At 47.2% G+C, this 23,126-nt stretch carries 20 protein-coding genes; 10 read left to right on the top strand and 10 right to left on the bottom strand.

Annotated features, from left to right (window positions below; all coding sequences use genetic code 11):
• Positions 1-218: 218 nt before the first annotated feature.
• Complete coding sequence (glpK, locus tag GC093_RS24160) at positions 219-1,706, bottom strand: glycerol kinase GlpK (protein ID WP_171654477.1); 1,488 nt, start codon at positions 1,704-1,706, stop codon at positions 219-221.
• A gap of 253 nt (positions 1,707-1,959) precedes the next feature.
• Here glpK and GC093_RS24155 point away from each other — a divergent pair, with 253 nt between their 5' ends.
• A complete protein-coding gene (locus GC093_RS24155; protein WP_171654476.1) occupies positions 1,960-3,624 on the top strand; it encodes a glycerol-3-phosphate dehydrogenase/oxidase in 1,665 nt (554 codons plus the stop codon).
• Between the two features lie 40 nt (positions 3,625-3,664).
• Here GC093_RS24155 and GC093_RS24150 read toward each other — a convergent pair whose 3' ends face one another.
• The 3 genes from GC093_RS24150 to GC093_RS24140 are packed head-to-tail and all read right to left on the bottom strand — an operon-like array spanning position 3,665 to position 6,631.
• Complete coding sequence (locus GC093_RS24150; RefSeq protein ID WP_171654530.1) at positions 3,665-4,216, bottom strand: glycerol-3-phosphate responsive antiterminator; 552 nt, start codon at positions 4,214-4,216, stop codon at positions 3,665-3,667.
• Between the two features lie 22 nt (positions 4,217-4,238).
• Entirely contained in the window at positions 4,239-5,933 is a 1,695-nt protein-coding gene (gene ilvD / locus GC093_RS24145) for a dihydroxy-acid dehydratase (RefSeq protein WP_171654475.1), read from the bottom strand.
• A 32-nt stretch (positions 5,934-5,965) separates the two neighbouring features.
• Positions 5,966-6,631, bottom strand: coding sequence for a GntR family transcriptional regulator (locus GC093_RS24140; protein WP_171654474.1), 666 nt, complete (start codon positions 6,629-6,631; stop codon positions 5,966-5,968).
• A 254-nt stretch (positions 6,632-6,885) separates the two neighbouring features.
• Between GC093_RS24140 and GC093_RS24135 the strand changes: the two genes are divergently transcribed.
• Positions 6,886-7,761, top strand: a complete 876-nt coding sequence (locus GC093_RS24135) for a M23 family metallopeptidase (RefSeq protein WP_171654473.1) — start codon at positions 6,886-6,888, stop codon at positions 7,759-7,761.
• A 71-nt stretch (positions 7,762-7,832) separates the two neighbouring features.
• Here GC093_RS24135 and GC093_RS24130 read toward each other — a convergent pair whose 3' ends face one another.
• Positions 7,833-8,972, bottom strand: coding sequence for a sensor histidine kinase (locus tag GC093_RS24130; RefSeq protein ID WP_171654472.1), 1,140 nt, complete (start codon positions 8,970-8,972; stop codon positions 7,833-7,835).
• 112 nt (positions 8,973-9,084) lie between these two features.
• Positions 9,085-10,068: an aldo/keto reductase gene (locus tag GC093_RS24125; RefSeq protein WP_171654471.1), complete on the bottom strand. Its 984-nt coding sequence runs from the start codon at positions 10,066-10,068 to the stop codon at positions 9,085-9,087.
• Positions 10,069-10,226: 158 nt separating this feature from the next.
• Between GC093_RS24125 and GC093_RS24120 the strand changes: the two genes are divergently transcribed.
• The 5 genes from GC093_RS24120 to GC093_RS24100 all read left to right on the top strand — a co-directional run bounded on the left by GC093_RS24120 (position 10,227) and on the right by GC093_RS24100 (position 13,902).
• Complete coding sequence (locus tag GC093_RS24120; RefSeq protein ID WP_171654470.1) at positions 10,227-10,865, top strand: energy-coupling factor ABC transporter permease; 639 nt, start codon at positions 10,227-10,229, stop codon at positions 10,863-10,865.
• The gene (locus GC093_RS24115) at positions 10,862-11,143 is read left to right on the top strand and encodes a PDGLE domain-containing protein (protein ID WP_171654469.1); all 282 of its coding nucleotides are present in this window, start codon (positions 10,862-10,864) and stop codon (positions 11,141-11,143) included. Before GC093_RS24120 ends, GC093_RS24115 begins: the two co-directional genes overlap by 4 nt.
• Positions 11,140-11,868 carry a cobalt ECF transporter T component CbiQ gene (gene cbiQ, locus GC093_RS24110; protein ID WP_171654468.1) on the top strand — a complete coding sequence of 243 codons (729 nt, stop codon included), beginning with the start codon at positions 11,140-11,142 and terminating at the stop codon, positions 11,866-11,868. Before GC093_RS24115 ends, cbiQ begins: the two co-directional genes overlap by 4 nt.
• 6 nt (positions 11,869-11,874) lie before the next feature.
• Positions 11,875-12,855, top strand: a complete 981-nt coding sequence (locus tag GC093_RS24105) for an energy-coupling factor ABC transporter ATP-binding protein (protein WP_246315197.1) — start codon at positions 11,875-11,877, stop codon at positions 12,853-12,855.
• 600 nt (positions 12,856-13,455) lie between these two features.
• Entirely contained in the window at positions 13,456-13,902 is a 447-nt protein-coding gene (locus tag GC093_RS24100) for a FixH family protein (RefSeq protein WP_171654467.1), read from the top strand.
• A gap of 32 nt (positions 13,903-13,934) precedes the next feature.
• Here GC093_RS24100 and GC093_RS24095 read toward each other — a convergent pair whose 3' ends face one another.
• A complete protein-coding gene (locus tag GC093_RS24095) occupies positions 13,935-14,627 on the bottom strand; it encodes a sulfite exporter TauE/SafE family protein (protein WP_312886602.1) in 693 nt (230 codons plus the stop codon).
• Between the two features lie 157 nt (positions 14,628-14,784).
• Positions 14,785-17,046, bottom strand: a complete 2,262-nt coding sequence (locus tag GC093_RS24090) for a heavy metal translocating P-type ATPase (RefSeq protein ID WP_312886601.1) — start codon at positions 17,044-17,046, stop codon at positions 14,785-14,787.
• Positions 17,047-17,266: 220 nt separating this feature from the next.
• On the opposite strand from GC093_RS24090, the gene GC093_RS24085 reads away from it, so the two are divergent.
• Both GC093_RS24085 and GC093_RS24080 read left to right on the top strand, forming a co-directional pair.
• Entirely contained in the window at positions 17,267-18,229 is a 963-nt protein-coding gene (locus GC093_RS24085; RefSeq protein WP_171654465.1) for a mannonate dehydratase, read from the top strand.
• A 49-nt stretch (positions 18,230-18,278) separates the two neighbouring features.
• Positions 18,279-19,025: an HpcH/HpaI aldolase family protein gene (locus tag GC093_RS24080; RefSeq protein WP_171654464.1), complete on the top strand. Its 747-nt coding sequence runs from the start codon at positions 18,279-18,281 to the stop codon at positions 19,023-19,025.
• A gap of 139 nt (positions 19,026-19,164) precedes the next feature.
• Here the strand turns inward: GC093_RS24080 and GC093_RS24075 are convergent, their stop codons facing one another.
• Positions 19,165-20,232 (bottom strand): HD-GYP domain-containing protein, encoded by a 1,068-nt coding sequence (locus GC093_RS24075; RefSeq protein WP_171654463.1) that lies wholly within the window; start codon positions 20,230-20,232, stop codon positions 19,165-19,167.
• A gap of 145 nt (positions 20,233-20,377) precedes the next feature.
• Positions 20,378-21,415: a LacI family DNA-binding transcriptional regulator gene (locus GC093_RS24070; RefSeq protein ID WP_171654462.1), complete on the bottom strand. Its 1,038-nt coding sequence runs from the start codon at positions 21,413-21,415 to the stop codon at positions 20,378-20,380.
• 130 nt (positions 21,416-21,545) lie between these two features.
• Between GC093_RS24070 and GC093_RS24065 the strand changes: the two genes are divergently transcribed.
• Positions 21,546-22,898, top strand: a complete 1,353-nt coding sequence (locus GC093_RS24065) for an FAD-dependent oxidoreductase (RefSeq protein WP_171654461.1) — start codon at positions 21,546-21,548, stop codon at positions 22,896-22,898.
• The last annotated feature ends 228 nt before the right edge of the window (positions 22,899-23,126 follow it).

Here is a 23,126-nt window from a genome sequence, read left to right as displayed (position 1 = left end):
GTCAGGAGTTTGACTAGCTCTCAGATCCAATCAAGTTTACAGGAAAATTCCAACACCCTCTTTAAGCGTAAATTAGATGCAAAAAGAACCTCCAACTCAACTTGTATAGGTTGTTGGAAGGTTCATTTTCACATATTTTGCTATAGTCTCACTAGAGCGTATCCCTTTTGGGCAGCCATTTCGTTGCTTACAATTTATTTTTGCATTAACTCCTACTACTACCCCAATTGATAAGCTACCGCACGCTGCCAGGCAGAAACCGCCTGTTTGCGATAAGCCTCGTCCTTGGCCGGTCTAAAGGAACGGTCGTATCCCTTCAACTGCTCCAGCTCGGACAAATCGTTCCATAATCCAACTGCCAGCCCTGCAAGAAATGCAGCTCCCAGCGCTGTCGTCTCTATAACCCTAGGCCGGGTTACAGCAACACCAAGCAGATCAGCTTGGAACTGCATGAGGAACTCATTCTTCACAGCGCCGCCGTCCACCCTCAGTTCGCGCAGATGAATACCGGACTCTTCCTCCATCACCTGTAGAACTTCGTAGCTCTGGAAAGCTATCGACTCCAATGCTGCTCTAACAATATGTGCTCTTGTTGAAGCGCGGGTCAAGCCAGTAATCATGCCGCGTGCATCAGGCTCCCAATATGGAGTGCCTAAGCCGGTAAAGGCCGGCACGAAGTAGACGCCTTCTGTATGCTCTACGGATTTTGCAATCACTTCCGTCTCAGCGGCGGTTCCTACAATGCCGAGTCCATCACGAAGCCACTGCACAACAGTACCGGCATTAAATACACTGCCTTCCAAGGCATAATACACTTTGCCGTTCAAGCTCCAGGCTATGGTAGTAATAAGCCCTTTCTCAGACATGACCGGCTTCTCTCCGGTTTGTTTCAATACAAAGCAGCCCGTACCGTAGGTGTTCTTAGCCATTCCTTCGGTGAAGCAGCCTTGACCGAACAAAGCCGCCTGCTGATCTCCAGCGGCTCCAGCAATTGGAATGCGAACGCCAGCGGTTGTACCTAGAAGCTCCGTATATCCGTACACCTCACTGGATGATTTAACCTCCGGCAGCATGGCCTTCGGTATGTTTAATTCACGCAATATGTCATCATCCCATTGTACGGAATGAATATTGAGCAGCATTGTCCTTGAGGCATTGCTTGCATCGGTGACATGCTGGCGGCCTTCCGTCAACTTCCAAATTAACCATGAATCGATAGTACCGAACAGAGCCTCTCCCTGCTCTGCCTTAGCCCTTATATCAGGATTGTTATCCAGCAGCCACTTCAGCTTCGTTCCCGAAAAATAGGCATCAAGCACCAATCCTGTTTTGCTTCGAATAATGGGTTCCCAGCCCTGCTGCTTCAGCTCCTCACACATCGCGCTCGTTCTTCGGCACTGCCAAACAATGGCCGGATGCAGCGGCTTGCCAGTCTGCTTATCCCATACCACAGTCGTTTCGCGCTGATTGGTAATACCGATTGCTGCAATCTCCTCCAGATCAAGCAATTTTACCGCTTCGTGAAGTACCTCCAGCTGCACCTGCCAAATTTCCTCCGCATCATGCTCTACCCAACCGGATTTCGGAAAAAATTGCGTAAATTCCTTCTGAGCCGTGCTGACAATAGCCCCTTGTGGATCAAAAACGATAGCTCTACAGCTCGTTGTCCCTTGGTCTATGGCCACTACATAACGTTTTTGTTTCATGGCTTTTCCCCTCCTGCCACAATCCTATGACGATAAAAAACGCTTTCATCAGATGCAATCTAACACACTATCATTTTCACTGTCAACCGTATTGATTAATCTTCTGGGGCATGATATGATACGCACTAACAAGTTAATAATCAGGTCAGAGAACCAGAGAGACCGAAACATACCCAATGCATAAGCATTGCAATGGGATCATGTTTGCGGTCTTTTTTGTTTGTAATCATATAGAAAAAGGATGGGATTGTTTATGGGAGCACACTTTTCGAGCGAGAAACGAATTTCAAACTTAAAAGAGCTGGGTCAGCAAACGTTGGATTTATTGGTTATTGGCGGAGGAATCACAGGAGCGGGCATTGCTTTGGATGCACAGAGCCGCGGCATGAGTACAGGCTTGATCGAAATGCAGGATTTCGGAGCCGGTACCTCCAGTCGTTCAACCAAGCTCATTCATGGCGGACTTCGTTACTTAAAGCAGTTGGAATTTAAGCTGGTCGCTGAGGTAGGTAAAGAACGCGCAATCGTATACGAAAATGCGCCCCATGTGACAAATCCTGAATGGATGCTGCTGCCTATCATCCAAGGAGGAACGTATGGCAAGCTGGCAACATCCGTAGGACTGCTTGTTTATGACCTGTTGGCTGGTGTACGAAGGCAAGAACGCAGAATAATGCTAAACAAGGACAAAACATTAACGAAGGAGCCGCTGCTTCGTACGGATATGCTCAAAGGTGGAGGGTACTATGTCGAGTATCGTACCGATGATGCGCGTCTAACGATAGAGACGATGAAGGAAGCTGTGAGCCGCGGGGTGAAGGCGGTCAGTTACGCCAAAGCCGAGGAGCTTCTATATGACCAAGGAAAGTTGGTCGGCGTAAAAGTCGTTGATCAGCTAACAGGAGTGAGCGTGGACGTGCGCGCCAAACGGATCGTTAATGCAGCAGGCCCATGGGTCGATACAATTCGAGAAATCGATGGCTCCAAGCAAGGGAAGCGGTTGCATCTGACGAAAGGCGTTCATCTTGTAATCGACGGCAAAAAGTTCCCGTTGAATCAAGCCATTTATTTCGATACACCTGACGGACGGATGGTGTTCGCCATTCCACGCGATGGTAAAACCTACATTGGTACAACCGATACCAATTATGTCGGCGATATCGTTAATCCTCGGATGACTGAAGAGGATCGGGATTATATATTGCGCGCAGCTAATTTCATGTTCCCGACACTCCAGCTGGGGCCGGATGATGTGGAGTCCAGTTGGTCGGGACTGCGTCCGTTAATCCACGAGGACGGCAAATCACCATCCGAGCTATCCCGTAAGGATGAAATCTTTATTGCACCTTCCGGCTTAATCACAATAGCCGGAGGCAAGCTGACCGGCTACCGGAAAATGGCCGAACGGATCGTCAATCTGGTGGCATCACAGCTGCAGCAAGAAGGGAATGCTCCATACCCTAGCTGCAAGACGGACAGCATTCGTCTTTCCGGCGGTGATGTCGGCGGCTCGAGTGGCTTTGAAGCATTCGTCAAAACCAAAATCAGAGCCGGCATCAGCGCCGGGTTGAGTGAAGCCGATGCTTCCGTTCTCGTACACCGCTACGGCTCCAACATAGATCGTGTACTCGAGTTATACATCGCACACCGTGATGAAGCCAAGCAGCATGCACTGCCAGGCGCATGGTTCGCAGCGCTGCTCTACGGCATCGAAGCGGAGATGGTTGTTACGCCGCTCGACTTTTTTATCCGCAGAACAGGCTCGCTTTATTTCAATATAGACGCTGTAAAACGTTTGAAGCAGCCTGTTATGGATTACATGGCTGAGCGGTTCGGATGGGAGTCTTCTGTTTCAGCCGCGTTAATGCAAACCCTTGACGGTCATATCCATGATGCAACCGAGCCATTGAAGAAATAGCAGACTTAGCATTTGGACTTATCTTTACTCTAAGCTTCTCCTAATACTGGCTCCAAATATCTCTGCGGGAGGTCGTTACCGCAACAGCTCCCGCCTGCAGAGCCATCTCTACTTCATCACTCGTGCGGATTAACCCTCCGGCAAGAATAGGTATACTTAGCTTGCCGCACATTTCGGCAATAATGTGCGGCATCACACCTGGAAGCACTTCAATAAAATCAGGCTGGTTTTTCTCTGTAATTTTATAGGTCATCTCCAAAGCTGTTGTATCCAGCAGAAAATGCCGCTGGATAGCCAATAGCTTGTTTTTCTTTGCCGTCACAATCGCTGTGCTCTTCGTAGATATAATGCCTGCTGGCTTCACCGTTTGGCACAAAAACTCAACAGCATATTCGTCATTTTTTAATCCGTGTATAAGATCAGCATGGATGAGCAGCTTCTTATGATTACTTCTTGCCAGCTGTGATACACTCATAAGCTGGGATATATGGCAATCTAGAAGTACCAGGTATTCGAAATGGCTGTTCAATAACAGCTCCAAATCTCTCATTTTGCGTACAGCGGGAAGCACTTTTTGTCCGTAAAAATCCACCTTCGTATCACTCCTCACAACCTCATGAAATATCCAGATCTGTCACTGCTCCCCTGGAAGCAGAAGATACGAGCCGTGCATATTTTGCCAGTACGCCAGATGAGAACTTAGGTGAAGGCTTTTGCCAGCTTTTCACTCTTAGTTCCAGTTCCTCTGGAGATACTTGAAAATTAATTTCTTGCGTTTCACTATCAATTGTTATGAGATCCCCTTCTTGCAGCAAGGCAATCGGTCCACCCACTTGTGCTTCAGGCGCAACATGTCCTACTACAAACCCATGTGAGCCTCCCGAAAACCTTCCATCCGTAATTAGTGCGACCTCTCCTCCGAGCCCTTTTCCTACAATCATTGCCGTAACGGAGAGCATCTCCGGCATGCCTGGCCCACCTTTGGGACCCGCATATCGAATGACTACTACATCACCCTTCCGTATTTCATCTCCCATAATAGCTTGTGTCGCTTCTTCTTCACTGTTATAGACACGAGCAGGACCAGCAAAACGAAGCTTCTTTAACCCCGACATTTTGGCTACTGCACCATCCGGTGCAAGATTTCCTTTAAGTACAACCAAGGGACCGCTTGATTTTAATGGATTATCAAAAGGGCGGATAATCACTTGGTTTTCTTTTAAAGGCTCTAATACCGCCAAGTTCTCAGCCAAAGTTTTACCTGTAACTGTCATGCAATCCCCATGCAGCAAGCCTTGCTCCAATAACAGCTTCATAACTCCTGGCACGCCACCGATATCGTTCAGATCCTGCATAACGTATTTGCCACTTGGCTTTAAATCAGCCAGATGAGGCACCTTTCTGCGTATCCGTTCAAAATCATCCAATGTTAGATCCACCTGAACCGAATGTGCAATAGCTAGTAGATGCAGAAAAGCATTGGTTGAGCCACCGAGTGCCATAACTACCGTTATTGCATTCTCAAATGCCTCTTTGGTCATTATATCTCGCGGAAATATCCTCTTTTCTAAAAGCTCCAGCACAGTCTTGCCTGCTGCGGCGCATTCTTCTGCTTTACTGTGTGCAATAGCCGAAGTAGAAGAGGAACCAGGCAAGCTCATCCCCATAGCTTCAGCAGCTGAGGCCATAGTGTTTGCCGTGTACATGCCTCCGCACGCACCAGCCCCGGGACAAACATGGCATTCAACCTGATGCAGCTGTTCATCGCTGATTTTTCCCTCGTGGTACTGGCCCACCGCTTCAAATGCTGTAACAATATCAACATCTTTTCCATCCAGCTTCCCTGGTTGAATGGTTCCCCCATATACATAGACGGCTGGCAGATTCATTCTCCCAATTGCCATCAAACAAGCAGGAGTATTTTTATCGCATCCCCCAATCGCAACCACCCCATCAAAACGTTCCGCATTAACCACAATTTCAATGGAATCGGCAATAATCTCCCGACTGGGTAAGGAAAATAGCATACCTTCATGCCCCATAGAAATTCCGTCGGATACAGTAATCGTATTAAAAATTAAAGGAGCTCCGCCATGTTCTTTGATTCCCTTTTTAGCTTCTACAGCAAGTTGATCAATATGAATATTGCAGGGAGTCACTTCACTCCAAGTGCTGGCTACTCCGATCATGGGCTTTTTAAAATCCTCATCTTGAAATCCTACAGCGCGCAGCATAGCTCGGTTCGGAACCCGATTCACACCCTCGCTAATGACTTTACTGCGTATCCGCAAATCTTCTTTACCTGACATGTTATCCATCCTTTCTAAAATTAGTTTAGAATTTAGATCAGCGCATGCAGCTCACGCATAGGTCTTAATAGATTTTGCTTCATCATGGCTGCTGCTTTGTCTGGGTCACGGTTTTCCAAAGCGCTAATTATAGCAGCATGCTCCAGAACGGATTCATGATTTGAAGTGATACGTTGCTTCAGAAACACATATTTGAATCGGCGTATATGAATTTGCAGAGATGAACTAAAAGACGAAATATACGAGTTGTCGGATACATCAACAATGACATTATGAAACTGTTCATCTAATTCCATCGCTTGATACGGTTGCCCGTTCTCGATAGCTTCTGTGAACTGAGCGTTAAACCCCTTTAACAGCTCAATATGCTCAGATAAGATGAGGGGCGCCGCTAACTCAGCAGCTAGAGAATGTAAGGCAGCAAGCGTAGGGTACATTTTCAGAATGTCATCTTTTTCAATATTCTTCACTCTCGTATCTTTTCCCGGGTGCATTTCTACAAGTCCTTGGACCTCCAGTAATTGCAAGGCTTCCCGAATCGGTGTTCTGCTAACACCCAAGACTTCTGCTAAATCAGCATCAATCAGCTTTTCTGCGGGTTGGAGAGTTCCATCTATGATCCATCTTTGGATTTGCGAAAACGCACGTTCTTTAGCAGTCATTCTAATTGGCGTTGAAAAATTGGTAGGTATCGGCATAAGCATCTCCTTTAATATGCAATATATCGCATACATATATTAAATGCAAGTATTGTTTTCCGAAAAATATCCCTACGTCGCTATATCCAATGTTTATCCAAAATGACAAAAAGAGCTGTCTCCACAGCTCCTTCTTTTTTTTACTAGACGTATCATTACCATTATTTCTCGGTACCCAAAAGGAAATGGTTTGGCTATCATGAGAATATGTCTTATAAAACTATTAAATTACCTCAATTAAGGAGCTGATAGGTTTGAAGAGAGTTTTTACAGCTGGAATTGCCGTAATGACGGCAGGTATGCTGCTATTTGGAGGGTCAGCCCAAGCAGCTGTGTATACAGTAAAATCCGGAGACAGCTTATGGAAAATTTCACAAACATACAACACCAACACTAGCACATTGATTCAGGTAAACCAACTCGCATCCAACGAGATTTATCCAGGTCAAACACTTCAAGTTCCCGGATCTGCTACATATTCTGTTAAAGGCGGAGAATCGATGTGGGATATTAGCCTTAAACAAGGTGTTAGCCTTGAGACATTAATTACCGCAAATCCGCAAATTAGCAACCCCAATAATGTTTGGGATGGTTTAATATTGAATATTCCCGATAAGTATGGCACCGCTGTTGTTGCCTCATCTCCCAGCTTAGTAAAGCCGGCTGCATTAACAGACGGAATATTTCCTTTAGCTCAAGGAACCTATACACAGCAGTTTGAAAATAATTATGCCGATGAACGGTATTGGTCTGCTAATGGAGATGAGATCCGTAAGCATGAAGGCGTTGATATATACGCTGAAAAAGGTACTCCCGTTTACAGTGTGTTAGATGGCGAGATTGTTAACTTCGGTTGGAACGAGCTCGGAGGATGGCGTCTCACCATTCGTGTTAATGATACGACTCAATTCTACTATGCGCATCTGAATGGTTATGCAGACGGCATCGCTAAAGGGACCAAGGTTACAAAAGGTCAGCTTATTGGTTATGTCGGCAGCACAGGCTATGGTCCAGAAGGTACTCAGGATCAATTCGTGCCGCATTTGCATTTCGGCATATACAGCACGACCCCCTCATGGCACTCCATTGATCCATTCTCTTATCTCAAGTGGTGGGAACAGAAGCAATAATGAATGGGCATCTTCCCCCTACATCTCAACCTAACTCGCGCCTGCTCTTAAGCAGGCGTTTTATTTTCCAGCTAAACAACAACTTGTACCCCTTGCTCTGGCGCCTTCCCTTTTTTAGGGAACTTAAGCAGGAATGCTGTCTCCGATTCATTGCTTGTAAAGGAAATATCCCCATTATTCTTCGTCATGATTTGCCTACATATAGCAAGGCCTAGCCCTGTTCCGTGCTCTTTATTGGTCACAAAAGGAGTGAAGATCGTTTGGGCTAACTCCGCGGGTATAGAGGGCCCGTTATTACTCACACGAATATAGTTGTAAGCGCTGTCTTCAGAGCAGGAAATACTCATTTTCTTATTTGATTTAAGGACAGATAGAGCATCTATACCGTTGTTTAAGAGATTCGACAGCACCTGCTGGATTGCCAATTTTTGAACTTTTAACTTCATTTTTTCGGGCACAGTAAGCAGCAGATCGACATTTTCATCAATAAGTCGCGGATTAAGCAGTGATATGTTAGTATCGAGAATTTGTCTTGCTGATACACATACCAATTCTTCCTCGATAATCGGGCGCTTGGAAAAGCTGAGAAACCCAGTTACCTGCATCAAAATGTTATCACACTCATGCTCTATATAATCGAGGTAGGTGTCTGCCTTTTCAAATGCTTGTTGATGAATCCCTAAACGAAGTAATTTTAGAAATCCTTTGATCGAGGTGAGCGGGTTACGAATTTCATGCGCCATACTGGAAGCCATTTTACCAATCAGATTGATTCTATCCTCGTGAAACCTATCAAATTCAACATCCATTTCCTTAATTCGCGACTTTGCTTTCTCCCAACAGGAGCAGCACAGCACGATTTCAAAATGATCGATTCTAGAACTAATCTGCTTAAAAAGCCCCAAAGACAACGTGTCTCCGCCTACTTCTAGCAATGCACTCCGCCACAAATGCGAGTTATTTATTATCCACTTTATTTGGTCCTCATGATTTTCAACCTTATCGGCCCAACTCACCGCCTCAAGCAATAGAGGATGATTGTCAGCAGGAATATGGCAATCCGTAATATACTGAAAAAAAGACTGTCCTCTTCTTGATAGTTCCTCATGATTGGTATCTCCTGAGGATTGGTTATACAAAGCATCAATCCAATGTGTTATATATTGTTGCTCCATTTCGCGCATTTTGACCAACAATGACTTGTTATCCATGGTGAGATACCTCTCTGTAAACATTGTAATCTTCATTGGTTATTCTGTGCACATTGTATCACAGAACGCAAGTAATTAGCACTACTCTTCTTCCTTCCTATTTAATAGAAAACTAATGCTCTCTCCCTTCAATATACGAAACGGCTTCGGGAGTAAGATCAATATTGGTTGCACCTAGACTGTCGATTAAATGCTCTTTATTTTTGCAGCCTATTACTGGATATACAGGGAAAGACTGCTTCAAGAGGCAGGCTAACGCAATTTGATTCGAAGTGGCCCCCTGTTCGCTGGCAGCTTGCTCTACACGCTCCAAACGCGCGAAGTTGGTATCGTTGCCGTACTTACGGAATGCATTTTTGCCTGCAATAGCTGGATCTATCCCCATCCCCTTGCGGTATTTCCCACTAAAAAAACCATTCGCTTGCGAGCTGTAGGGAATAAGCGGCATACCCGTACTTTTATGCCAGATGAGCAGCTCGCGATCCGTAATAACCGCAGTAGGGTCCCCAACAGTCCCTTCGTTTACCTCCGCTAAATTCCAAAGGTTGCTTACAGCCACAAATCCATTATAGCCCTTCTCCTCTGCGTATCTCCGAGCTTCCTCCATCCGTGACAACGTCCAATTGGAGCAGGCATAATAGCGTATATTCCCTTTGCGGACATGCGATTCCAATGCTTCAACCATCATTTCGACAGGCAAAGCGAGGTCATCTCTGTGCAAATAATACAGATCAATATAGTCAGTTTGGAGCCGCAGTAAGCTTCCTTCGAGATCGTTGCGGATTTCCTCTGCCGATAATCTGGAAACTGACATTTGGTCCAGCGGCGGATGCCCCCCCTTTGTTGCTACAATCATGTCGGTTCTATTTCCCTGCTCCTTCATCCATTTGCCAAGAAAACGCTCACTGCTGTTAGGCTCAATCGGCAACCAGTTTGCATATACCTCTGCCGTATCCAGAAAATTACCGCCATTTGCCGTATAAGTTTCCAAAATGTCATTCGAATCCTCGTTACTGATTGTACTTCCTATATTAGATGTCCCTAAACAAATAACAGATGCATCTAGAGTAGTTTTCGATATTCGTTTACGTTCCACGCTCATCATCCCCCCTTAACATGTACCTATAATTTACCACTAAGAGTTACCTCTTCACATTGTAAAAATTGACAAAATTAGTGTTACTTATTTACACGTTCGTGCCACAGTGATATGATAAAACTGCTTTTTAAACGATAAAATTGGGAGAATGAACTATGCATATTCCTGATGGTATATTGGATCCCAAAGTATGGGCGTCCTCTGCAATTGTTACAGTGGCTGTACTCGCCAAAAGCGTACAGTATTCCAGAAGCAAGCTGCAATATCGCGCCGTACCCGTTATGGGCGTTATGTCCGCATTTATTTTTGCATCGCAGATGATTAATTTCCCGTTACTGGGAGCAGCGACTTCGGGTCATCTTATTGGAGGGGCTTTAGCCGCTTTATTATTCGGTTTCTGGCCAGCTACACTCATTATGACTACTGTAGTTGCCATCCAAGCAATCGTCTTTCAGGACGGAGGAATTACCGCTCTAGGCACTAATTTGCTGAACATGGCCATTCTAGCTCCCGGTGTTGCTGCGCTTGTATACCGACTCCTGCGGTCCGTTTCCTTCATTTCGCGATCGGTAAAAATATTTATAACCAGCTGGCTCAGCGTCCAGACCGTTACCTTGGTAGTCGCAATTGAGCTCGCCTTATCTGGCGTAGTACCTTTCGGTACAGGAGTAAAAGCATTATTATTCTGGCATACTTTCATCGGAATTGGAGAAGGCATCATTACGGCAATCGTCCTTCCGTTCGCACTTCGGTCATCGTTTCAACTTAGACAAGAGGAGTCGTTGACTCAATGAAAAAAAATATTATAAGCTGGTTTATTGTTTCGCTGGTTATCGGAGGATTCATATCGCTATTTGCTTCATCAAGTCCTGATGGGTTTGAAAAAGCAGGTGAAGAAACAGGCTACATAGAACATGCTGCCGCAAGCATTCTACCTTCTCCTTTGCCTGATTATGCGATTCCTGGGATGGAATCATGGTTCTCCTCAAGCTTGGCAGGAATACTAGGAGTTGCGCTTACCTTCGGATTCTTCCTTCTGATTGGCAAACTTCTTACAGGGCGTAACCAATGAGCTTTCTTATTCAATATCCGCCTTATAAAATTATAATAGTACTTTTACTTATTATTATGGGCGTCTCCATCAAGCATTTGGATACGCTTATTTTTCTGCTTGCATATGGGCAGCTATTGCTGACCTTGTGCCGAGTCCCTCTCTCCTTTCTATGGCGTCGGCTGCGATTTGCGCTTCCTTTTATCGTGTTCTCCCTGCTGTTTTTCTCCCTGTATGAAGACCGCTCCCTTGTTGAAGTGGGCTTTCTTGACATATCTATGTATGGGGTGGAAAAGGCATCCATTTATGCCACGAGGTTACTCTTCACCTTGCAGCTGCTTACATTGCTGTTTTACCGGACGACTATGCCGGAATTTTTCCAGGCTTTGGTTCGGCTAAGAGTACCGGGAATATTTATTGAGCTCATCCTCTTTACGCTGCGCTTTACAGATGTGATCCGTGAGGAAGCCGTCCGAATGTTTCAAGCTCTTCGGAGTCGAGGGATGAAGCAGCGCAGCTTCTTTTCATGGTCAAGCTATGCCACGCTCTCGCAGCTGCTCGGCAATCTGCTGCTTCGTTCGCTTGCACGGTCCGAGCGGATATACATGGGGATGATGTCACGGGGCTATAGAGGCATCCCTCCTCAGCTGGAGCTTGCTCCGGCAACAGGAACCGATTGGGCTCTTATGCCGGCTTGGTTGATCCCGGTATTGATTGTTTTTGTTTATGATATCTTAGGGCGGTGATCTTGGATGGATAAGGTGGATGTGGAGAATAAGACAGATTTCGCGGATATGGAGAATAAGATGGATAGCGGGGATATGGTAAATAAGACGGATAGGGTGGATATGGAGAATAAGATGGATAGCGGGGATATGGAGAACATGATGGATAGCCCGGCTGGTACCGTCTTTGAGTTTAAAAAGGTAAGCTATCGCTACAAGCAGGATAGGGCGGCAGCTCTGAATGAAATCAGCTTTGCAATCCCCCTCGGCAAAAAAACAGCCATTGTCGGCCCAAACGGAGCCGGTAAATCAACGCTAATTTTCCATATGAATGGCTTATTCAGCTCGGAATCCGGTGAAATACTGTTCAAAGGCGAACGACTGAATAAGAAAACACAAGCAGAACTAGTACGGCGGGTTGGAGTTGTATTTCAGGATCCAGATGACCAAATCATATCGATGACTGTGAAGGATGATGTGGCGTTCGGACCGACACAGTTGGGCCTTTCCGCAAGCGAGGCTAAACAGCGCGCAATGGAGAGTATGGAGCTGGTTGGTGTCACTCATCTGGCCGACCTTAATCCAAGTGAGCTGAGCTTCGGACAGAAGAAGCAGGTAGCTGTTGCCGGTGTTATAGCTATGGATACGGACGTAGTTATTTTGGATGAGCCTATGGCTTTCCTTGATCCCTCCGGACAAAGGCATATCCAAGGAATTATGGAGCTGCTCATCACTAATGGAAAAACCGTCATTATCGCTACTCACAACATGCAGCTTGTTGCCGAGTGGGCCGATCATGTAATCGTTGTGAAGAATGGAGCTTGCTTGGGAAATATGAGCCCAAGAGAGCTCTTCTGCGAGCATCCTCATCTGCTGGAGGAAGCTAACCTTGACCTTCCTCCTGTAGCGCAAATGTTCCACGGTTTATGGGAGGATCGCGCAGCTATGCCGATTCAGATAGAAGAGGCAAGACGTTGGATTCAGGCTCAGCTTAACGCAGTAAAGTAAAGTGAGGCAAGTTGCGTAAAGCAAGAACAAGGTAGCGTAAAGCAAGATCAAGGTAGCGTAAAGCAAGACCAGTATCATATAGCAAGACCGAGAGCGTAAAGCAAAGACCAGTTGCGTAAAGCAAGACCAGTTGCGTAAAGCAAGACCAACAGTACCCTGAAGAATTTGTACGGAACTGTGAGTTCCGTTATTCAAGCTGCCAGCTTCAATTTTAAGCAATAGCGGAATTCAGAATTCCGTTATTTGTGCTGTTTATGAGCACTTTACACAAAAACAGAAGCATAACGGAACTGGCTGTTCCGTTATGCTTCTATTTTTGTGTCTTTCAAGGAAATAAAGGAACAAGTCCTTCACTTTCTTGGATTAACAGCGGCGTAACCAAATAACTAAATAACCACCTAACCCCCTCCCAATTTTCATCTTAACGTAGCAACATACGCTTTTAAGCTTAGTCTCAGGTTTTACTTGTTAATCGAAAAAGGCATAAACCTTCACATTCCGCGATAATTATTAGAAGGGCTTCTATTCGAATCCCTTTCGATGAGGCAATACAGGCTACGTTATATCATCTCTTACGCCGAAGGGAAAGCAGGTGGTTAGATGAGCATAAACCGGGGTAACATGATTTTCTGTTGTGCTGCTGTGCTTGCTGTTATAGCATTTTTTGGATGGCTGTTGACAGGAGCTGGTATAGGTGCGGCCTCCCCCTCATACCGGCCAACAACAGAGCTTGCGCAGGACAATTACACGTTTCAAGTGAGTTTGGCAAATTCTACCGAGGCAGTCATGCTGAAGCCTAATGCGTTCACCGTAACGATTCACCAAGCCAATCAACACCCCGTAAGTGGCGCAGCGGTAGACATTACTATTTTCATGCCTGATATGTTCTGTGGAACGAGTACCGTTAAAGCTAAGGAAATTCAGCCAGGAGTTTATCAGGGAGACGGGATCCCGTTGATGGCTGGGAATTCGGCGGCCGAAGTCAAGGTGCAATTAGAGGGGCGGACTTTTACCGTCGAGCATCCTTTTTTGACTGTACGCCGATAGATGAATGTAATTCCTGTTTCTGTTGGAATACTTCACCATAACCATGGATGTATGCTGGGAATCCAGCTGTTTGCAGCCATACCGCGCAGCACTGATAAGACCCCAATCCATACGGCTACAGCTTGACCTGCCCAGAGCAGCTTACCGCGCAGTGATTTCTTGAATACTCCGGCGAACAAGCCGGCAAAAAACAGCGCTGGCAGCGTCGCAAGCCCGAACACAGCCATAATCAAGGCTCCGCTCCACGCTTCACTGCTGGCTGCTGCATTCATCTGCATCGCGTAGGTCATCCCGCACGGGATAAACCCAAGCAGTAATCCGCTGCCATATATTGCTCCCATTTCTTTACTTTTTTTTAGCCTAAGCGATAAGCTTCTGAGAAAAGGAATTCGTAAAGGCCCCCATCTCCCCAAAGGAATCGCGTATTTTCTGAAAATCCAAAGCAAAATAAACACACCGCCTGCAATGCTGGCTATCCCCTGCAGTCCAGCGAGCTTTCCTGCGGTTTCAACGAAGGAGCCCGCAGTCCCCATAAGTGCCCCCAGCCCCGTATAGGTCGTTATTCTTCCCAGATTGTAGGCCGAAACCGCACGAAATGCACTTCCTTCGGCATTAAGAGCAAAGCCGCTAACCGTTCCCCCACACATACCGATGCAGTGAGGAGCACCGAGAATGCCAGTCAATGCAGCTAACATAAGACCGTCCATATTTACAATAATGAACACTCCCTTAGAGTCAGTCTAAGTTCCCCTGCAACAGTTTCTAACTATTAATAAAATGTGCATAATAGTTAGTTTCGTGTAATCATATTGGAAGTGTATGCGAAAAATTAGTGAGGTTAGTAGTGAGCAGCGGAACAGAAGCTAGATACTTAGTTAACTATTAAGCGCGACGCAATCTTAATGCATTGCACAACACGGTTACCGAGCTGAATGCCATAGCCGTGCAAGCCATCCAAGGGGCAAGATAGCCACTCACAGCAAAAGGAATCGCCATAGCGTTATAAAGCAGCGAAAATCCAAGATTTTGCCGAATAACGCGCATCGTACTCTGGCTAATATGGATCATACGGATTAATCCGTTCAGATCGTTCTTTAGCAATATGACATCTGCCGCCGCTTTGGCAATATCGGTTCCGCGGGCTACAGCAATACCAATATCCGCCGCAGACAAGGCAGGAGCATCGTTAATACCGTCGCCCACCATGGCTACTCTGCTGCCCTGATCCTGGAGCGCCTTAACCAATGCTGCCTTGCCTTCTGGCAGCCGTTCAGCATAGACATGCCGGATTCCGGCTTGTCTTGCTATTGCCTCAGCAGTGGAGCGGTGGTCTCCCGTCACCATCATCACCGTGATTCCAAGCGCGGTAAGCTGCTGCACGGCTTTGCGTGATGTTGGCTTGATTGTGTCGCTTAAAGCTACGGCACCCGCCCATACGCCGTCTATAGCTACAAATACAATGTTGCAGCCTTGCTGCTCCCATCGTTCGATGCGACTGAATGCGGGAAGCTGCGGCACACCCTGCTCCAGCAGCCATCTCCGAGTGCCTGCCAGCACTACCTGACCCTCTACGTTAGCGCGAATGCCATGCCCTGGGATCGCTGCGAAGCTCCCGCAATCCGGCAGCGCTAACCCTTTAAGCTTCGCTGCCTCCACGATCGGACGGGCCAACGGATGCTCCGAATGCTGCTCTGCTGCAGCAAGCGTGCGAAGCAGCGAAGACTCAGATCCATTCAGTGCCATAACACCTACCAGTTGAGGCACTCCAATGGTTATGGTTCCTGTTTTGTCCAGAAGCAGTACATCTGCGCGAGGAACCATTTCCAAATATTTGCCCTCTTTAAATAAAATTCCGAAGTGAGCTGCTCTGCCTGAACCAACCAATATCGAAGTTGGAGTTGCTAATCCAAGTGCACATGGACAGGCAATAAGCAGCACCGCTATCCCCTTCTCCAATGCCCCCCCTGCTTCACCTGGCTCCAGAAACAAGTACCATATGGCATAAGCGACTGACGCTAAAGCAATAATGATAGGCACAAATACAGCGGAAATCGTATCCGCCAGCCGTTGAATCGGAGCTTTCGAGGTCTGAGCTTCCTCCATCAAACCAATCATCTTCGCTAATGTCGTACTTCCGCCTACCTCAACTGCATTCACTTTCAGTACACCGTTAGTATTAATAGTTCCACTAATTACACGATCTCCGGGCTGTTTGTCTACCGGAATGCTCTCACCGCTGACCATAGCCTCATTAACAGCGGAATGGCCCTCAACTACATAACCATCGACTGGAATACTTTCACCTGGCCGCACTATCAGAAGGTCTCCACTGAAAATCTCAGCGAATGGAACCCGAAACTCTTGGCCTCCCCTGACCACATGCGCCGTTACGGGTCGTAGTGCATACATTTGCTGCAAGCTGCCTAACGTTCTTTTGCGGGCCACCGCTTCCAACCATTTACCAAACCATACTATGGTCATGATCATCACACTAGCATCGAAATACAGCGCCGCATGCTGACCCATACCTGATGCCTCGTGAGCAGCATGACCAACATGACCAAGGCTAGGATGAAACATTAAATAATGACTGTATACGTAAGCGGCTGAAGTTCCCATTACAACCAGTACGTCCATATTGGCGCTGCCATTTTTCAGAGCATGAAACGCTTTAATATAAAAAGGAAGGCCTATTATAAACTGTACTGGAGTCGCCAAGGCCAATTGAAACCATGGGTTGATGATTAAATCAGGAACCCATAACGATGAGGAGAAACCATGATGCTTAGCCATCGCCCAAATAAAAGGCAGCATCATAATAAAAGAGATCATAAACCGCATGCCCGTGCGTCGAATCTCAAAAGCATCAGCATCAACCGGAAGCTCCTGTTTCGACGTGAAAGAGCTTCGCTTACGAACCTTAAACCCCAGCTGCTCAATCTTGCTTTCAATATGCTCCATACTAGTCTTATCCGGAATAATGGCCAATGACGCCCGGTGCAGCGCTAAGTTAACATTCACCCGCTCCACGCCGTCTATCCTTCCCACAACCTTTTCTATTCGTGCTGCGCATGTTGCGCAAGTCATCCCTGAAATATCCAAAACTAACTGCTGTACCGCCGGTTGTCCACTCAAAAGACTCACTCCATTTATATAAAATTGCAATCCACACCATACAAAACTAATATATGGACTGGCCGGAGCATTCATGACCCTCGAGGCAAAATATCAAAGGACTCACGAATAGTCTTTACGTAAGAAAACGTTCTCAAAAAACTGTCCTCATGGTACAATCGACATGTTATTCACCCTAGAATAGGTTTAGTTAATCGGCTTTCCTTACAGAAACGGAGGAGATTCTCAGTTGAAAGTATCAGTTACGCTCACTCGAACGGATGTATCGGACAGCCATCTTCGGCTGCTAACGCAAATTGGTGTTGACTGCATTGACTTTGGCAACGGATCCTCATTTGCAGGGGTTAAGGAACAAGGCTACCCTGATTTGGACGAGCTTCTCAAACTCAAGAAACGAATTCAATTCTGGGGAATGGACATTAACCGTGTCACTTTACCGGATATATCCAGCCGATTTGTGGAGCAATTAGAGAGCTCTGAGCAAGAGCTTGAGCATTCGGTCCTGGCTATGAAAGCATTCGGCGAAGCCGGAATTCCCATGGTACGGCAAAGAATTCAAGGCGATAACCGTTTTGATAAAAATGTCATGTACAGCGCCAAACAGCGAGGTGGTCTGACAGCCCGTGGCGAGAATTGGGCCAACATCATGACCGGACTACCTACCAAAGAGGAACAGGAACGCTGGTGGTCCCGCTTTTGTGATGTTTATTCTCAATTAGTTCCGGCTGCTGAAGATCATAAGCTGCTGCTGGCTATGCATCCCACGGATACCCCGCTTCCTGGAATGCCCTATAGCAGCCTTGGCTTCCACAGGATTATTGATGCTTTTCCTAGTAAAAGGGTCGGTTATGTGTACTGTGTAGGGACAAGGGGCGAGGCTGGGGGATCCTCACTCGTGTTGGACGAGATCCAGAATTACGGGCGCAAGGGCCGGATCTTTTCTGTACATTTGCGCAATGTCAGGGGCAGCCTGGCGACAGCCTATGGCTTTGAAGAAGCGCTATTGGATGATGGCGATATGAATATGTTCAGAATCGTATTGGCTTTACACAAAATAGGGTTTAACGGTTGTTTGAACGCTGACCATATGCCGCAATTAGAGGGGGATGACAACAACCACCTGTTGGCTTGGACTTATTCCGTAGGCTACATTAAAGCACTGCTTGCTGCACTTGCGGAGTTTAACGGATAATTTCGAACATATAAATCCTACAATCTTAATTGAGGAGTGATAGCAAGCTATGAGTAACCCTATCAAGCAAATGATGAAAGAAGGCAAATCCGCACTAGGCTGCTTTGTCGGTATTTATTCACCAGCTCTAGCCGAAATTTTAGGGCATTCCGGCTTCGACTTCGTACTCATTGATAATGAGCACGGTTCTTTCAGCTGGTCACAGGTAGAGGAAATGATTCGCGCTTGTGAAGTGTCGGGCGTCACTCCGATTGTACGTGTCGTCAGCTCTGCACCCTCTGAAATACTTAAAGCACTTGACCGTGGAGCCAAGGGTGTTCATGTGCCGCAGATTAACACGGGAGAAGAAGCCCGGGCTGTGGTAGCAGCCGCCAAATTCCCTCCGCTAGGCAACCGGGGAGTTGCTTACTCCGTACGTGCCGCACAATACGGCCGAAACAAAGGCAGCAGCTATTTACAGCAAAGCAATGATGATGTCCTCGTCTGCGTGCATATTGAAACACCGCAAGCGGTTGAGCAGGTCGACAGTATCATGCAAAGCGGCATCGATCTTGCATTTGTCGGACCAACCGACTTATCTGTCAGCGCCGGATACCCGGACCAACCGGATCATCCCGAGCTCAAAGCGATGCGGGATAAAGTCCTTGCTTCCGGCCGCAAATATGGGGTTCCCGTGGGCATCCTGGCCCCTGATCGGGCAACGCTGGAGCAGCACCGGGCATGGGGTGCCGATTATATCGGGTTGAACCTGACCTCGATGCTGTACAACACGTTCACTTCTTATACCAACCGCTGAGCCATCATTGGGAATCAGCTGGCTGGTGGTCAATGCTGAGTGCAGCACAGTACACAAGCTTCTATTCTATTCAACTAAAAAAAACGCCATTCAGATCGGCCTTTAAATAAGCTGATTCTGTATGGCGGTTTCGTTTCATTCAGTATGTTTTTTGCAACGCAGCCAACTGTAGGTCGGGTTCTAACCGCTGCTCCGCAGGTATTATCTCTTCTCGTACCAGAATCTTTAAGAGCGCGTCAGCCACCTGTGGATCAAACTGTGTACCACTGTGCCTCCGCAGCTCTTCGGCTGCTGTTTCAATAGACAGCTTCTGCCGATAGGAACGGTTCGTCGTCATAGCGTCGAAGGCATCGCTGGCTGCCAGAATTCGTGCTCCCAGAGGAATTTCGTCCCCCTTCAAACCAAGAGGATATCCCCGTCCGTCCATACGCTCATGATGATGTCGGATCATCTCAGATGCTCCAAGCTCCTGCAGCCGTTTGATATCCTTTATAATTTGATAGCCATCCTCCGCATGACGCTTCATAATATCGAATTCCTCATCCGTCAGTCTGCTTTCCTTTTGCAGAATGCTTTCAGGTGTTCCGATCTTGCCGATATCATGTATTAATCCAGCGAGATGTACAGCCTCTACCTCCCGCTTCGACAGCCCCAGCTCTGTAGCGATTTTCTGTGCATAGCCAGCCACATTCTTAGAATGAAACGAGGTGTAGGGATCGCGAGCATCAATAGTTTTGGAAAAGGATAAGATCGTATTCATAAACAATTCTTCGTATTCTGCTTTTTGCTGGAAATTACGCCTGGACACAATCACAACACGCTGCATAAGCAGAGCCATTAACAGCATGCCTCCCGCGCCTGCCATTGCAATCCAGCCAGCTTCCGTGAAATAGAGCCACAAAGCAACCACAGCCGCAGCGAATGCACCTACCCAATATACATTCATCACAAATAAAGAGAAAATAATGACCGGTACAGCATATATCCCTAACAGTGCTGGGTGGTAATTTGTAGAATTCAACCAAACCGCAGTGGCCAGACTGATTCCCATTAGAATCCAAAGGCCAACATTCGTACGCTTACCCAGTTGTACCGGGCAAAAGTGCATGCTGTTCTTAAGCAAACCGCCCGCACTCAAAGCATCCAAGCCGCTCTCCTGAAGTCCGAGACTCCTCATTGAGTTCACGTGTTCGTACTCTGTTTTCAATTCTATCCGCCTCCTGCACCTGATATCACTAGGTAAATTGACCTATTTCTATGTTCAGAGTACACCCGCCCAGAAAGCTTGTCAACTTGTGTAATTGCTACTATATATGAAGCAGCTGATCATCCTTCCCATTACTTGGCATGACTCATCTCTGGGCTAAAGCCACCGTATTTCCATGCTGAAAATCAGCCCTCAGTCGAATATGCTCATATGGCTGCTGAGGATTCGCAATACGCCATAGCATCCGATCAGCCGCCCGATAGCCCGTCTCACGAATAAGCAGCGAAGGCCTGTCCACTAATGGCAGCATTGTCGAAGGCTCATTAAGAAACCCAATGAACGAGCATTGCCGGGGGATCTCCACAAGGGACTTCAGCCTGTAATAGATCGGAGTCACATCCTCATCTATGCCACAAATAATCGCTGTTGGCGTAGTTTCTTTGAATCTTTGCTCCACTAAGTCCAGCCACTGCTCATCAGTTTGACGTTCTTCAATAACATGCTGCTCCATGCGGGTGTCCCCTCCGACCTCTTTCATTGCTTCTACAAACGCCTGCCAGCGCAAAATAAATCCCCTCTGCGAGCTTATGTCACCAACATACATAATGTTACGATGTCCCTTACGGTGTAAGGTCCGAACGCATACGTACATCGCTTCGTACACATCCCACACCACACTGTCCACCTTCGCTTCCGGCGGCGGATAATTCAGTAATATTCGCGGTGCATCCAGTTGCAAAAGCCGCCCTTCAAACCAGTCCGGCGTCACGCGTGGAGCAATAAAAATTCCATCCGCATACAGAATCGACTGCTCTTCTACCCATTCCTCGAATCGCGCAGGCTGCAAGCTTTGCGGCAGTACCAATGGAGTGATGCGGTGTCCATACTCAGCAAACCGCTCATGAAGCCCTTGCATTAAGAGCCGGTGAAAGCCGAGCGACTGCTCACTTTGCACCAGTACAAACCTGCGCTGAAATAGAGGATAAGGAGCTATGCGATCCTGTTCCAGCTGCCGCAGCTGCTCTTTGGTCCGGTAACCTTTTTCATTGGCCTTGTGCCAGATCAATTGCCTCGTTTCCTCTGACATACCCGGATGACCCCGAAGCGCTTTGGAAATGGTTTGAATCGTGACGCCCAGCTCATCGGCTAAATCCTTTAAAGTGACACTTTTTTTTCTCGACAAGGCTTCTTCCCTCCCCTTCTCAGGTTCGTATGGATACAACTATATTTTAAACTAAAGTTAAACTAATTTTAATGTTAATTTTCTTTTATACTGAAGCCAATTCATGATGAAATCACAAGGAGTGAACCGAATGTCCACAGCTAGCCAAACTATAAAAGCAGACATTGTCGTCATTGGAGGCGGCCCCGCTGGTGTATGTGCCGCTATTGCAGCGGGAAGGAGCGGAGCATCGACAGTACTTATCGAACGCTACGGCTTTGTTGGAGGAATGTCCACCGCAGCATTAGTGTATCCTTGGATGACCTTTCACACAACTGCTGGTAAGCAGGTAATACGAGGGTTAGGCCAAGAAATTATTGACCGTCTAGCCGCTCAAGGGGCTTCGCCAGGTCACTTACGGGATACCGTCGGATTCGTACACACTATTACGCCGTACCATCCGGAGGTCTATAAAATATTAGCCGTCGACATGCTTAAGGAAGCCGGAGTTCGGCTGCTGCTACACAGCTTCACTGATGCTGTCCAAGTGACCGACGGGCATATCCAATCGATTCAGGTTACTGGCAAATCCGGACGCTTCAACGTAGAGGGCAGCATCTTCATCGATACAACAGGTGACGCCGATATCGCTTATTTATCAGGAGCTCCCTGCTTAAAAGGGCGTGAGGAGGACGGCAAAACACAACCGATGACGATGAAGTTTCGTATGCGAGGAGTCGATCTGGCGAAGGTTAAGCAATATATGCTGGACCATCCGGACGAGTTTTATAGAAAAACTCCGTTCGCCGAGCTGCCTGATTTGCCTTTGTCTGGCGTAATGGGCTATTTCAAGCATTGGAAGGAAGCGAACCTGCCTATTAATCGCGATCAGGTTTTGTTCTTTACAGGTCCGAATGAGGATGAGGTGCTTGTGAATACCACGCGGGTACAGGGGATGGACGGGACTAACATCGAGGACTTGACTGAAGCGGAAACTTTGGGGCGCAAGCAGGTCATGCAGGTTGCTGACTTTATGACTAAGAGCTTACCCGGCTTTGAACGAGCATCTATTTCACAGGTGGGTGCGCAGATCGGAGTCAGGGAAACACGACGCATCGATGGCGTATATGCGCTTCAGGTTGCAGATGTCGTGGAAGGCCGACGCTTCGATGATGTAATTGCGCGCAGCGGATATCCGATCGACATCCACGATCCGTCAGGCAAAGGCGTCACAGCCGCATGGGTTGAAGGCGACGGCGCTTATGACATTCCATACCGCTGTCTGCTTCCGCAAGGTATCCGGAATCTGCTGACAGGTGGAAGATGCATCTCCACTACTCACGAAGCATTAGCTACCACTCGGCTAACTCCGAGCTGCATGGCCACTGGGCAAGCTGCCGGAACAGCAGCAGGCATCGCGATTCGCCACGGCTTGAATCCGGGCGATATTAACATCGCCGAGCTGCAGCAGGCGTTAAGAGACGGCGATGCAGTCTTAGATTAATTGCCTTCATGCCCGATGCATGAACGGTATGAGTTGGCATTTAAGAAAATCACCTCCGCGGTGTCTTTGATTAGGTAGCACACGGGTAGGGTCGTCACCGAAGGTAACGACCCTACCCGTGTGCACGCTCAACACTCATCCCGTCCCACTCGCTACCCTCACCCTCACCCTCACCCTCACCCTCACCCTCACCCTCACCCTCACCCTTACTCTTACCCTTACTCTTAC

Source organism: Paenibacillus foliorum (assembly GCF_013141765.1).
GTDB classification, from domain to species: domain Bacteria; phylum Bacillota; class Bacilli; order Paenibacillales; family NBRC-103111; genus Paenibacillus_S; species Paenibacillus_S foliorum.
Note: the sequence above shows the minus strand (reverse complement) of the source record. Positions and strands in the feature narration are given on the sequence as shown.

Bases quoted from the DNA above. Each gene is read 5' to 3' on its own strand.
- GC093_RS24100 (WP_171654467.1), top strand. From the start codon at position 13,456: ATGAGCATAAACCGGGGTAACATGATTTTCTGTTGTGCTGCTGTGCTT.
- GC093_RS24080 (WP_171654464.1), top strand. From the start codon at position 18,279: ATGAGTAACCCTATCAAGCAAATGATGAAAGAAGGCAAATCCGCACTA.
- ilvD (WP_171654475.1), bottom strand. From the start codon at position 5,933: ATGTCAGGTAAAGAAGATTTGCGGATACGCAGTAAAGTCATTAGCGAG.
- GC093_RS24155 (WP_171654476.1), top strand. From the start codon at position 1,960: ATGGGAGCACACTTTTCGAGCGAGAAACGAATTTCAAACTTAAAAGAG.
- GC093_RS24105 (WP_246315197.1), top strand. From the start codon at position 11,875: ATGGATAAGGTGGATGTGGAGAATAAGACAGATTTCGCGGATATGGAG.
- GC093_RS24120 (WP_171654470.1), top strand. From the start codon at position 10,227: ATGCATATTCCTGATGGTATATTGGATCCCAAAGTATGGGCGTCCTCT.
- cbiQ (WP_171654468.1), top strand. From the start codon at position 11,140: ATGAGCTTTCTTATTCAATATCCGCCTTATAAAATTATAATAGTACTT.
- GC093_RS24115 (WP_171654469.1), top strand. From the start codon at position 10,862: ATGAAAAAAAATATTATAAGCTGGTTTATTGTTTCGCTGGTTATCGGA.
- GC093_RS24140 (WP_171654474.1), bottom strand. From the start codon at position 6,631: ATGCCGATACCTACCAATTTTTCAACGCCAATTAGAATGACTGCTAAA.
- GC093_RS24065 (WP_171654461.1), top strand. From the start codon at position 21,546: ATGTCCACAGCTAGCCAAACTATAAAAGCAGACATTGTCGTCATTGGA.
- GC093_RS24130 (WP_171654472.1), bottom strand. From the start codon at position 8,972: ATGGATAACAAGTCATTGTTGGTCAAAATGCGCGAAATGGAGCAACAA.
- glpK (WP_171654477.1), bottom strand. From the start codon at position 1,706: ATGAAACAAAAACGTTATGTAGTGGCCATAGACCAAGGGACAACGAGC.